Annotated in this window: 11 protein-coding genes and 1 rRNA gene; 5 read left to right on the forward strand and 7 right to left on the reverse strand. The window is 38.1% G+C overall.

The features are described 5' to 3' along the window. Position 1 precedes the first annotated feature (1 nt). The 3 genes from rrf (at position 2) to H4J56_RS17690 (ending at position 1,808) form a co-directional block, all read left to right on the forward strand. A 5S ribosomal RNA gene (rrf, locus tag H4J56_RS17680) occupies positions 2-116 on the forward strand. A gap of 320 nt (positions 117-436) precedes the next feature. After that, positions 437-1,369: a ribosome biogenesis GTPase YlqF gene (gene ylqF / locus H4J56_RS17685; RefSeq protein WP_070374465.1), complete on the forward strand. Its 933-nt coding sequence runs from the start codon at positions 437-439 to the stop codon at positions 1,367-1,369. A gap of 10 nt (positions 1,370-1,379) precedes the next feature. Continuing rightward, positions 1,380-1,808, forward strand: coding sequence for an HIT domain-containing protein (locus tag H4J56_RS17690; RefSeq protein ID WP_182222813.1), 429 nt, complete (start codon positions 1,380-1,382; stop codon positions 1,806-1,808). 42 nt (positions 1,809-1,850) lie between these two features. On the opposite strand, the gene megL is transcribed toward H4J56_RS17690, so the two are convergent. Then, entirely contained in the window at positions 1,851-3,056 is a 1,206-nt protein-coding gene (gene megL / locus H4J56_RS17695; protein WP_070374463.1) for a methionine gamma-lyase, read from the reverse strand. A 296-nt stretch (positions 3,057-3,352) separates the two neighbouring features. On the opposite strand from megL, the gene H4J56_RS17700 reads away from it, so the two are divergent. Beyond that, entirely contained in the window at positions 3,353-4,915 is a 1,563-nt protein-coding gene (locus H4J56_RS17700; protein WP_182251513.1) for a sigma 54-interacting transcriptional regulator, read from the forward strand. Between the two features lie 19 nt (positions 4,916-4,934). Here the strand turns inward: H4J56_RS17700 and H4J56_RS17705 are convergent, their stop codons facing one another. From H4J56_RS17705 to H4J56_RS17715, 3 genes are all read right to left on the reverse strand, one after another. Then, positions 4,935-5,342: a translation initiation factor gene (locus tag H4J56_RS17705; protein ID WP_182243803.1), complete on the reverse strand. Its 408-nt coding sequence runs from the start codon at positions 5,340-5,342 to the stop codon at positions 4,935-4,937. A gap of 111 nt (positions 5,343-5,453) precedes the next feature. Beyond that, on the reverse strand, positions 5,454-6,380 hold the full coding sequence (locus tag H4J56_RS17710) for an electron transfer flavoprotein subunit alpha/FixB family protein (protein WP_182218571.1): 927 nt from the start codon (positions 6,378-6,380) through the stop codon (positions 5,454-5,456). Continuing rightward, positions 6,377-7,129, reverse strand: a complete 753-nt coding sequence (locus H4J56_RS17715; protein ID WP_070374461.1) for an electron transfer flavoprotein subunit beta/FixA family protein — start codon at positions 7,127-7,129, stop codon at positions 6,377-6,379. The genes H4J56_RS17710 and H4J56_RS17715 overlap by 4 nt, the downstream gene beginning before the upstream one ends. 306 nt (positions 7,130-7,435) lie before the next feature. Between H4J56_RS17715 and H4J56_RS17720 the strand changes: the two genes are divergently transcribed. Beyond that, positions 7,436-9,085 carry an electron transfer flavoprotein-ubiquinone oxidoreductase gene (locus tag H4J56_RS17720; RefSeq protein WP_070374460.1) on the forward strand — a complete coding sequence of 550 codons (1,650 nt, stop codon included), beginning with the start codon at positions 7,436-7,438 and terminating at the stop codon, positions 9,083-9,085. A 1,122-nt stretch (positions 9,086-10,207) separates the two neighbouring features. On the opposite strand, the gene H4J56_RS17725 is transcribed toward H4J56_RS17720, so the two are convergent. Genes H4J56_RS17725 through H4J56_RS17735 form a run of 3 tightly spaced genes read right to left on the reverse strand, consistent with a single transcriptional unit; the run spans position 10,208 to position 13,083 of the window. After that, a complete protein-coding gene (locus tag H4J56_RS17725) occupies positions 10,208-10,981 on the reverse strand; it encodes a DUF2884 family protein (protein ID WP_182259688.1) in 774 nt (257 codons plus the stop codon). A gap of 52 nt (positions 10,982-11,033) precedes the next feature. Further along, complete coding sequence (locus H4J56_RS17730) at positions 11,034-12,719, reverse strand: DUF342 domain-containing protein (RefSeq protein ID WP_182222817.1); 1,686 nt, start codon at positions 12,717-12,719, stop codon at positions 11,034-11,036. A 37-nt stretch (positions 12,720-12,756) separates the two neighbouring features. After that, complete coding sequence (locus H4J56_RS17735) at positions 12,757-13,083, reverse strand: hypothetical protein (protein WP_146800730.1); 327 nt, start codon at positions 13,081-13,083, stop codon at positions 12,757-12,759. Between the last annotated feature and the right edge of the window lie 140 nt (positions 13,084-13,223).

Raw genomic sequence — 13,223 nt, forward strand, 5'->3', positions numbered from 1 at the left:
GTCTAGCGACAATAGCACTGTGGCACCACCTGATCCCATTCCGAACTCAGAAGTGAAACGCAGTAGCGCCGATGGTAGTGTGGGAGTTCCCATGTGAGAGTAGGACATTGCTAGGCTCCTAATTAGAAAAACCCGATTCGAAAGAGTCGGGTTTTTTGCTTTCTGACGTTAAAAAAAGTCAAGATTCGCTAACTAGCATGCACTGATAAAAAGGAAGTCTGGCTTTTAATAAGCATGCTTGTTATAAACGAAACGTTTTTTGTATTTAAGTCTTTGTAAACTTGCTACTAACGCATGTTAAATTTCATATCTTTCAGCTCAAAAGCTTATCTTATAACTGGCGATGCTTGTAATATCATATTTATTTTCAATGTAACGTGTGTATCAATGCGTAACTTGCTAAAATCTACACATTAATAAATTACTTAGTGTTGTTATGGCTATTAATTGGTTCCCTGGGCATATGCATAAAGCCCAAAAAGAAATAAAAGAAATTCTTCCACAAATAGATGTGGTCATAGAAGTGTGTGACGCTAGATTGCCGTTTAGCAGTGAAAATCCGATGATCACTGAGATCAGAGGTGATATCCCCCTTATTAAAATTCTCAATAAGTCAGATCTTGCCGATCCTGCTAAAACAAAAATTTGGCTAGAATATTTAGAGTCTCAAAAAAATGTCAAAGCAATTGCTCTAACCACAGATAACCCTTCTGTAGCGAAGACACTCCCTAGTCTTATTCGTAAATTAGTACCCAGTAAAAATGAAACGGGTAAACAGATCAACGTTGTTATCATGGGTATCCCTAACGTAGGTAAATCTACTTTATTAAATACTCTTGTTGGAAAAGCAAAAGCTAAAGTGGGTAATGAGCCTGCTGTGACTAAAGGTCAGCAGCGAATTCGTTTAGACGAAGGTCTTTACTTATATGATACCCCAGGTATGTTGTGGCCAAAAATTGTTAATGAAAACAGTGGCTATCGATTAGCGATTACCAGCGCAGTTAAAGATACCGCCTTTGACCATGAAGATATTGCTTCGTTTGCCGGTGAATATTTATTAGCGCATTACCCACAACGATTAAAAGAACGTTATCAATTTGACGATACGCCACAAACCGAAGTAGAGTTACTTGAAGAAATAGGTCGTAGACGCGGCTGTGTTAAATCAGGGGGACGTATTGATTATCATAAAGCCGCAGCAATATTAATCAATGAGATCCGTGATAATACCCTGGGCGGCATTACTTTTGAAACACCTGATATGATAGAAATTGAAACACTACATTTTATCGAACTTGAGGCTAAAAAAGTAGCGGCTAGAGAAGCTAAGAAAACTGCCCGCGGTCGCGGTCGTAAAAATAAACGTTAAGAGAGTCTATATGTCTAATACATTTCAACTTCATGCGCTATTACAACGTGACACCATTGAGTTACTTGAGTTACCACTGTCAACACTATTACTAATGAATGATAGTAATTATCCGTGGTTTGTTTTAGTACCTAGGGTCGATGATATTCAAGATATTTATCAACTTGATTGGCAGCAACAACAGCAGTTTCTCAATGAATCAAGTTTGTTAAGTGAAATCTTAATGCAGTTATTTAATGGCACAAAAATGAATGTAGCGGCATTAGGTAATATTTGTCCACAACTTCATGTCCATCACATTGTTCGCTTTGCGGATGATATTGCTTGGCCGAAGCCTGTTTGGGGTGAGTTTGCAATGAAGGCTTATACAGACAGTGAATTAACCTTGTTAAAAGAAAAAGTACTGCCTGCGCTAACTAAAATTATAACGCAGGATTAATACTTTACGGGTAATTATACTTACTCGTTATAAACCGCTAAGTTAGGCAACTTGCTCTTGGCGGTTTTCTATTTGATCTAACGATTGCTTCAGATCGTCAAGTAAATCATTTACGTGTTCTAAACCAACAGATATTCGAATTAAACTATCACTGATACCTGCCGCTACTCTCTCTTCTGGTGTATAAGGTGAATGAGTCATCGAAGCAGGGTGCTGAATAAGAGACTCTGCATCTCCTAGGCTTACTGCGATTGAAAATAAACTCATCCGATTTATAAACTCTTCGCCACCTTTTAAGTCTGCATTTAATTCAAAAGCGATAACTCCACCAGCCGCTTTCATTTGCGTACCAATAAATTTATAACCGTCATGCGATTTAAGGCCAGGGTAATAAACTTTAGCTATCATTGGGTGACTTTCTAAAAACTCAGCGATTGTTTGTGCATTTGAACAGTGGCGTTCCATACGCAATGGTAAGGTTTTTAATCCTCTCATAATTAACCATGCATCATGAGGGCTCATTGTTGCGCCAATATCTTTAAGTGCAGTTAATTTGATGTGTTCTATCATTTCAGCATTACTACAGATAATACCTGCTACCACATCACCATGACCATTTAGATACTTAGTTGCACTGTGAACAACGATATCCGCACCAAATTTTCCAGGTTGCTGTAAAACAGGGGTTAAGAAAGTATTGTCAACGATTGATAGAATACTGTGTTTTTTTGATATCGCTAAAATACGTGCTAAATCTAAAACTACTAAATTTGGGTTTATTGGTGTTTCTAGGAATATAACTTTAGTATTTGGTTTTATCGCTTTTTCAATATTTTCAGGCACTTTCATATCAACAAATGAAACTTCAATGCCGAATTTGGTTAGCATATGACTGATCAATGCATATGAACAGCCATACAAGGCACTAGATGAAATAATATGATCACCACATTGCAAATTAGCTAATAAGGCGCCAGAAACAGCTGCCATGCCTGTTGCTGTGGCAGCGGCATCTTCCATTTCTTCCATGGCAGCAACACGCATTTCTAATTGTCTTACTGTAGGGTTACCTAATCGTCCATAGATATATCCTTCAGCTTCACCCGCAAAACGGTCGGCGCCTTGTTTAGCGTTTTCAAAAATGAAAGTAGACGTTTGGTAGAGCGGAGTTGCTAAAGAGCCAAATTGCTCATCGTTAATACGCCCTGAATGGATTGCTTGTGTTTCAACATATTTACTATTTTTCATAAATCTTCTCTTTAATAAGCATTTCGATGAAGAAAATTAGCGGCGCACTTTGTTATTTTTTATAGGTTGCGCCGCTAATTTCTTTTATATTGATCCGTTTGTTTTTATGTTTGCAAAAAAAGAGCCAGCAATATATAAGGTAATTATATCAATGTGTTATGTGATTGTTGGTGTGTAGGCCTATTGATTTGTAATTAAATTATTACAAATCGTTCGCTTATCAGTTATTCTGTAATATAATTAATACATTGTAATTAATCTATTACAATATGACTTTGAAACATTGAGATAAACTGATGAGAATTGAAATTAAAGTAAAAGATCGTATTGGTATAAGCCAAGAAATCTTGGCTATTTTTGCTGATAATCGTTGGAATATACGTTCACTTGAAGTGGTTAGTCACTTTATTTATGTCCACTTTATGTCCAATGAATTAGCATTGTCTGACGTGCAAAATTCTCTGTCGCACCGCGATGACATAGTTCATTGTTTATCTGTCGACTTATTACCGACACAAAGACGTGAGGCACATTTAAAAACCTTATTAGACACTATTCCAGACCCTATACTGGATATCGACCAAAATGGTATTATTGTTATTATTAATACGGCCGCTCAGTCGTTATTAAAAGATTTAGTTATAAAAATTGAGGGACAGCATATCGATCAATATATAGATCAGTCTTTTCAAGACATGCTTAATTCTTCAATGAGTAATTTTTCACTCTCATTCCTCGAACACTCCTATTTAGCTGATATCACGCCAATATTTTCAGAACATAGTTCATCAGGCGTTATTCTCACCTTACGTTCAATGAATCGCGTTGGTCAGCATATCGCATTAATACAGAGTCGAGAGCAAGCTGAATTTGATAATATTATTGGTGAGAACTCAGCTATTAGACTCTTAAAGTCTCAAACACTCAGGTTTTCAGAATTAGAATTACCGGTACTTATCAGTGGTGAAACAGGTACAGGTAAAGAGTTATTAGCTCGTGCTTTGCATAATGCCAGTCGACGTGCCGACGCGCCTTTTTTAGCGCTGAATTGTGCAGCATTACCCGAAAACTTATTGGAAAGTGAACTGTTTGGCTATGCGCCAGGTGCTTTTACCGGGGCTCAAAAAGGGGGGAAACCTGGGCTATTTGAACTGGCAGAAACAGGGACTATCTTTTTAGATGAAATTGCAGAAATGTCAGTATATTTACAAGCTAAGTTATTACGATTCTTACAGGATTATAAATATCGTCGCCTAGGTGGCACGAAAGAGTTAACGGCGAATGTGCGTATAATCAGTGCCAGTCACCAACACTTACCACAACAGATTGAACGACAATTATTTAGAGAAGACCTATTCTATCGCCTAAATGTATTGAATTTGTCGATACCTCCACTGCGTGAACGACCCGATGATATTATTTTATTAGCGGCACACTTTATTAAAATGGCGGCGCTTCAAGTTGCACGAAAAGTACCTACTTTAACAGAGCAAGCACTTGCGGCCCTTAAGATATGCCAATGGCCAGGTAATATTCGCCAGTTACAAAATATTTTATTTAGAGCGGTAGCCCTTAATGATAGCGGTGTTATTGAAAAGTCTGATATTGATGGTGCGTTATCACAATTTTCAGCAGTCGATTTACCGATAAGTCATAATATTGCTGGTTCTGCTAGCGATGGTGAAAATTTTGCTGAGCAGCCTCAATGGTCGGACTGGAATAGTGCTCAAGAAAAATTTGAAGGCGATTTGCTTAAAACCTTGTATCCGCTTTACCCAACAACGAGGAAACTAGCAGAGCGGTTAAAAGTTTCACACAATAAAATAGCAATGAAATTACGAAAGTACGATATAAGTTAGCCTGTTAGATGTTTGCTGACTAGCCGCCAACAAACTTTACCTTAAAGCCATTGCTCTCAAGGACCTGTTTTATTTGCTCTCTTTTATCGCCTTGCACTTCGATGACTTCACCGACAACACTGCCACCGGTGCCACAGGTTTTCTTCAATTTTGTAGCAAGCTCTTTTAGCGCTTTTGCATCTAAGCCTAATCCGCTAATGGTGATGACACCTTTACCTTTTCTGCCTTTAGTTTCACGCCTAACTTTAGCAAAGCCATCACTGGCTGTTATTGTTTGGGCGTTATTGTCTTGTTTGATACGGCCACTATCTGTTGAATATACTAATGAACTATCGGCTGGTTGCTGTTTGGCCGAATGCTCAGCTGTAGCACTCTCTCTACCAAATGCACCAGCAAGATCGCTAAGACTAGAAAGTTTATTTTTCATGATGTGGTACCCGAGTGTTAATTGACTGAGTGGTTAAATAAAAGATAAAAATAAAGCCACTATTAAAGTGGCTTTATTATACCTAGAAAATAAGTCTGAAAACGTTATAGTTTACAGTTTACCTTCAAGCTCTGGTAATACTTCAAATAAATCACCAACAATACCGTAATCAGCTACTTGGAAAATAGGCGCTTCGGCATCCTTGTTGATCGCAACAATGATTTTAGAATCTTTCATACCAGCTAAATGCTGTATTGCACCACTTATACCTACAGCTATGTATAGGTCAGGAGCTACAATTTTACCTGTTTGACCGACTTGCATGTCATTAGGTACAAAGCCAGCATCTACAGCGGCACGTGAAGCACCAATAGCAGCGCCAAGCTTATCTGCAATACCTTCAAGTAACTTGAAGTTATCGCCGTTTTGCATGCCACGACCACCTGAAATAACGATACTTGCTGCGCCTAAGTCAGGACGTTCTGATACAGAAAGTTCATCATTTACATGCGTTGAAATTCCAGCGTCTGTTACTGAGTCTACTGTTACAATTTCAGCACTACCATCAGTGGCAACTGGGTCAAATCCCGTAGGACGAACTGTAATTATTTTTTTACTGTCTAAGCTTTGCACTGTGGCAATAGCATTACCTGCATAAATAGGACGAACAAAAGTATCACTACTTTCTACAGCAATAATATCTGATATTTGTGCAACATCTAATAAAGCGGCAACGCGAGGCATAAAGTTCTTACCTGTTGTTAAAGCTGTTGCTAAGACGTGTTCGTAATCAGCAGCAAGTTCTGTTACCAATAAGCTAATGTTTTCAGCTAACTGATGTTCATAAGCTGGATTATCAGCAACAAGCACTTTACTTACACCGTTAACTTTAGCGGCTTCTTGTGCAACACTCTGACAATTACTACCAGCAACTAATATATGAATGTCACCACCAATTGCTTGAGCTGCAGCAACTGTTTTAAGCGTGTCAGCTTTTAATGTGCTGTTATCATGTTCAGCAAATACTAAAATACTCATGAAATCACCTTCGCTTCATTTTTCAGTTTTTCAATTAATGTATCTACACCATCAACAATAATACCGGCTTTACGTGTTGCAGGTGGTACAACTTTTATTAATTTTGAACGTGGGCTTAAATCAATGCCAAAATCTGCAGCGGGTTTTACCACTAATGGTTTACGCTTTGCTTTCATGATATTAGGTAATGAAGCATAACGAGGTTCATTTAAACGCAAATCGGTAGTAACAATTGCAGGTAGGTTAAGTGATACAGTTTGTAAGCCGCTATCAACTTCACGTGTTACATTAACTTTATCGCCTTCAACTTTTACCACTGATGCGAAAGTACCTTGCGGCATACCTGTTAAGGCAGCGAGCATTTGACCTGTTTGATTATTATCACTGTCGATAGATTGCTTACCTAGAATAACCAATTGTGGCTGTTCTTCTTCAACAATCTTTTGTAAAAGTTTGGCGATATTAAGAGCGTCTAACTTCTCATCAGTTTCGATTTGAATAGCGCGGTCTGCGCCTAATGCTAAAGCCGTTCTTAATTGTTCTTGGCAAGATTTGTCACCAACGGATACCACAATAACTTCAGTGGCAACGCCAGCTTCTTTTAAACGAACCGCTTCTTCTACAGCGATTTCACAAAAAGGGTTAATTGCCATTTTTACATTAGCAAGATCAACATTTGAATTGTCTGCTTTTACGCGAACTTTGACGTTATAGTCAATTACACGTTTAATAGGTACTAATACTTTCATCGTAGCCTCTGATTGCGTTTGTTGTGTTTGTATTTATAGTGTAAAGCTAAGGTTTGATTAATTAAACTAACATTAGCAAGTATTTCTCATTATTGCTCGACAGACTAATACTAGACTACGTGAACGTCAACGTAATACGGTGCTTGTCTCGATAAATTGAGCTTAAATAGCTTTTGTCGCAATATCTTTCAATAGAAGATAGTATTTATCAACAAAATATCTATAATGAGTGATATTATCAAACAGGTGTTTGAAAATCAAACGAGTGTTTGATTTTATTTAAATGAATATTTTTTGGGGAAATTTATGGAACGCGAATCGATGGATTTTGACGTTGTTATTGTTGGTGCTGGTCCGTCTGGCTTAGCAACAGCTTGTCGTTTGATGCAGTTAGCAAAAGAAAAAGATCAAGAACTCTTAGTCTGCGTTGTTGAAAAAGGCTCAGAAGTTGGAGCACATATTTTATCGGGGGCTGTTTTTGAGCCAAGAGCGCTAAATGAATTATTCCCAGATTGGCAAGAAAAAGGCGCGCCACTGAATACAAAAGTTACCGGCGATGATCTTTACTTACTTAACAGCGAAAGCAACGCGATAAAATTACCTAACATATCTGTACCAAAAACTATGCATAACGATGGAAACTATATTGTTAGCATGGGTAACGTATGTCGTTGGTTAGCAGAGCAAGCGGAAGAGTTAGGGGTTGAAATTTTTCCTGGTTTCCCTGCACATGAAGTACTTTATAACGATGATGGTAGTGTTGCGGGTATTATTACCGGTGACATGGGTCTAGATGTTAACGGTAAAGAAAAAGATTCGTTTGTTCCTGGAATGGAACTTCGCGCTAAGTATACTGTTTTTGCTGAAGGTTGCCGTGGTCACTTAGGTAAAGAACTGATCAGTAAATTTAATTTAGATGAAGGTGTCTCTCCACAGCATTACGGTTTAGGTTTTAAAGAAATTTGGGACATTGATCCCGCTAAGCACCAAGAAGGTCTCGTAGTACATACGGCTGGTTGGCCATTAGATCAAGGCGCAACGGGTGGTGGCTATTTATACCATGCAGAAAATAATCAAGTATTTGTAGGTCTTATTGTAGATTTAAATTATAGCAACCCGCATTTAAGTCCATTTGATGAATTTCAACGTTATAAACATCATCCAAAAATTAGTCAGTACCTTGAAGGCGGTAAACGTGTTTCTTATGGAGCACGAGCGATGGCAAAGGGTGGTTTTAACTCATTACCTAAAATGACAATGCCAGGTGGTATTATCGTTGGTTGTGATGCTGGAACGATAAACTTTGCTAAAATCAAAGGTAATCATACTGCAATGAAATCGGGTATGTTAGCCGCTGAGAGTATTTTTCAAGTGATCGTTTCCGGTGATGAAGGCGGTAAAGACCTTGCTGATTATACTGAAAGGTTTAAAGACTCTTGGTTATATGACGAACTTTATAGCTCTCGCAATTTTGGTCCGGCGATGCATAAATTTGGTATGACCTTGGGTGGTGCTTATAACACCATAGATCAAAACCTATTTAACGGTAAATTACCGTTTAACCTCAAGGACGACACGCTTGACCATGACCAGCTTAAATTAGCCTCGGAGTCGGCTGTTATCAATTATCCAAAACCAGATAATAAACTGAGTTTTGATAAATTAACCTCAGTATTTTTGTCAAATACTAACCATGAAGAAGAACAACCTTGTCACTTAAGACTGACTGACGTCGATGTTCCTATTACGGTTAATTTAGCTAAATATGCAGAGCCTGCTCAGCGTTATTGTCCGGCTGGCGTATACGAAATTGAATCGACAGAGCAGGGTGATAAATTAGTGATCAATGCACAAAACTGTATTCACTGTAAAACCTGTGATATTAAAGACCCAAGCCAAAATATAACTTGGGTGACACCAGAAGGCACCGGTGGTCCGAATTATCCAAATATGTAAGTTACTATTTGTGCGATTTTAATTATAAAAACCTGCTGATGCAGGTTTTTTTATGTTTAGGATTAAGTCGTTGTGTTGATGATAGTGATGGTTTCAGAGAGTCGGTGAGCGTTTAGTCCTTTAGTCGTCATGCTGAATTCATTTCAGTATCTGGTTTTTGTGGTTGCAAGTACAGATCCTGAAACAAGTTCAGGATGACGGTGCCTGTTTCAGGATGACGGAGTTGTGTTCAGGTGATTGTGCTTGTTTTAGGATGATGGCGTTTGTGTTCAGGTGATTGTGCTTGTTTTAGGATGATGGCGTTGTGTTCAGAATGACAGTGATGGTATCAGGGAGTCGATGATCGTTAAGTCCTTTAGTCGTCATGCTGAATTCATTTCAGTATCTGGTTTTTGTGGTTGTAAGTACAGATCCTGAAACAAGTTCAGGATGACGGTGTTGCGTTCAGGTGATTGTGCTTGTCTCAGGATGATGAGTTGTGTGTGCTTGTTTTAGGATGATGGCGTTGTGTTCAGAATGACAGTGATGGTATCAGGGAGTCGGTGAGCGTTTAGTCCTTTAGTCGTCATGCTGAATTCATTTCAGTATCTGGTTTTTGTTGTTGTAAGTACAGATCCTGAAACAAGTTCAGGATGACGGTGCTTGTTTCAGGATGACGGAGTTGTGTTCAGGTGATTGTGCTTGTTTTAGGATGATGGCGTTGTGTTCAGAATGACAGTGATGGTATCAGGGAGTCGATGATCGTTAAGTCCTTTTGTCGTCATGCTGAATTCATTTCAGTATCTGGTTTTTGTGGTTGTAAGTACAGATCCTGAAACAAGTTCAGGATGACGGCGCCTGTCTCAGGATGATGGTGCTTGTGTTCAGGATGATGGCGTTGTGATAACAGTGATGACATCAGGGAGTCGTGATCATTTAGTCCTTTTGTCGTCATGCTGAATTCATTTCAGTATCTGGTCTTTGTTGTTACAAGTACAGATCCTGAAACAAGTTCAGGATGACGGCGTTATGTTCAGGATGACGGTGCCTGTCTAAGGATGACGGCGTTGTGTTGATGATGACGGTGTTATGTTCAGGTTGGCACTTTGTTCACTATGACGTTGCTCTTTGGGAGCAACGGAATTACTTTGTCTGTATCAAATCAAATTCACTCAGTGCAGTGATACTTTGCTGTAACTTCGACTCTAGTTGATCTAACTTCTTTAAGCTTTTACAAAACTGCGCCGCTTTTAATTTAACTTCTTGTGCGCGGGGTTCAATGTCAAGCTGCAAATCCTTTTCCATACCTTTGATACGTTGGTCAAAGGTTTCTACGCGCTGTTCACTACTGCTTGCTTCGTTGGTGGTCATTGCTTCACCAACGGCCATTAAAATAGTGCCAATTGATTCGGTTACGATACTTTCAATTTCTTGTTCAAAGGCGCCAGCAAAAATTTCATCAAAATCAGCAAAATCTTGCGAAGCAATATAATAATTAGTATCGCTATGGTTAAAACGTTCTCTTAAACGGTATTGCATCTCATCGAAGCGCTCTTGAATTTTTTGATGTGAGGCGCTATTTTCACCCGTTAAACCCGCAATAACTTTGTTTACTGCTTTTAAATCAATATCAACACCTTCAATCGCTATCGCCACTATTTCAGGGATTTGTTTACGAATGCCTTGGCTGTATTGCGTGAGTAATTGTCTTTGTTCTTTATTGAGGGCTATCTCACGCCCACGAATAAATAATTGTTGATCATTATTAATCTGAACGTAGGTTTGGCTTTCTTTCAAAATACGTACATGAGAAGGGTTGATTACCACACCATGATTAAAGTTTATATCGCATTGCTGTGCTGAAGCTGTACCAGCAATTAAGCTCGTTGCAATTAAAGCAAGAGTATTAATTTTCATCGTTTTCCTAATGTAACTAAAATGATATTGATGGAAAATGTTCAGTAATATTCTATGTATTAACGATAGGATTAAAATGAATTTTTCTTTCTTTATAATTCACCTTAGTTGGTCCATATTCACGGCGAGATCTATCTTGGAAGTCGCCAACAATCATTTGTACACCGTGATAAAGTTTCTCTGTTGCTTCTATATAGACACTTGCCATATAGGTTTGTATTTGCTCTTCAAAAGCTTCTTTTTCGTTAAGGATCTCACCTACGCGATGAGCATGAAACTTATAAGTAGAAACCAGTTTACTGAGCATCTCAGGGTTTACTTTATCGGTAGGCAACTTTTTGAGTTTATTAACGGCTAATTGTAATTCTGTTGATTTATCAGAATCAACTTTTAATTTAAATTCAATGTCTTCTAACTGTTCTTTCATTAGATCCACTTTTTTGGAAAAGCTTATAATGGTGCTGCTTCCTGCTGTTGCGCCTACAATACCGGCATGAACAGATTTTCCCGCTTTTATGTAACCAGCGATAAGCTTACCATTAGCTTTTTCTTCAGTGCCTAACCAAAGTGTCTCTTCAACATCAATAATGCTGTGCATCATTTGGTTTTCAATACGTAAGGAGTGACAAGATATTTCAGCATATTGAGCATATTTTGCGAAAATATCACCTTTAGCAGATATATAAGCACTCATTTTAATATTATCGAGAGATTGACCTTCAACGTCTTGTTTTTTACCAATAATGCCACTACCAATAGTAATGTCACCACCAGCTTCTAAGGTTGCTGACTCAACAAAACCACCAATTGTGATATCGCCGGTTGCCGTTACTTTCATACCCTCACAAATATCACCATCAATAATAACACTGCCTTCAAATTTGATATGCCCAGTACTGATATCAACATTTTTTATGCGATAAACCGGATCAACTTCCATGCCGTTATCAATAATTCTTGGTAAGCCGACCAGTGTCGAGATTAAGACTTTATCATTCTTAGGGCTTATTGTTGTACCTTCGCCAGCGGTTAGCGTGATGTCATCTCCTGGTAAAGGATCTAGGGCAGAGCCAGTCACAGTAAAACCTTTAACACCTTCGGTAAGCATAATTTTTTTCGCGAGCGGATCGCCAACTTTCACACAAATTATGTCACCTAAATCGCGCATATCGACACTTCCATCTTCGCGATCTTTAGGACGTAAAATTCTATCTTGGGCGCTTTGCACTAACCATTTTATTTTTGAATTTTTACCATTAATGGCAATTTTACCGTGGGCAATTTCGCCGGTAATTATAGAGCCAGCAGGTTCTTTCGCGGCTTGATGAGCAAGTTTTAATAATTGCTCTTTGGTAAAACCTTTGCTAACACCAGCTTCTTGAGCAGAGTTGAGAATGGCCTTAGCGGTTAAATGTTTACCACCAAGCGCTGTTGAAATCTCAGCTGTTGCAGACATTTCATCTTTATCAATGGTAATTGAAATAGTCGCGTCTCTGCGCTCAAGCACTTGATAACTAATTTCTCGGCCAGATTTATTCGTTTGAAGGGGTTTTAGGACACTATTAAGTTCGGCGATGGCATTTTTTATATTACCATTATCAACATATAAATCTTTAAATTCAGAATTTTCTATTAGTTCATGGACGCTGGCTTCTGTTACCTGTGTATCATCTTTAACCGGTTGCAAAACAAGGTCAATATTATTTTTTTTATTTGTTACTAAGCTTGCTTGAGTCACGCTAGATTTACTCCAATATTACCACTTAAAATATCGATTAAATGTAGTTTTCCTGGTGAATTTTAATGAAAGAGCCAGTATTTACTTTTGAATAATCAATTTTATATTCTTTGTTATCTAATGCTTGTATAAAAATTAATGTTTTATTCTCTCCAAAAACGTCTGTTGCACTAACATCAACAACATCTTGATAGGCTTTCTTAGCGTCAGCTTTCTTATTTGGAACTTCACCTTTGTAAATACCTATACCACGGTTACTTACAATCACTACAGGGTGACCGCCATTTATAATCAATAAATCAAATTTTCTCATCTTATGGATAATGGTATTACGACCACTCGTGATGAAGTTTTTTTCTATCAAAATATGCTCCTATTTCTACTCAAACGTCTAGCAATATTAGTTACCCAAATAACGAATATGCAGCTTTATAATTCTATTCTAGTTTATTCTGCCTATAAATATATAAAGATTTGATTTATGGCGCAATAAAAATGACATTT

The organism is Colwellia sp. BRX8-4 (assembly GCF_014077345.1).
GTDB lineage: Bacteria > Pseudomonadota > Gammaproteobacteria > Enterobacterales > Alteromonadaceae > Colwellia_A.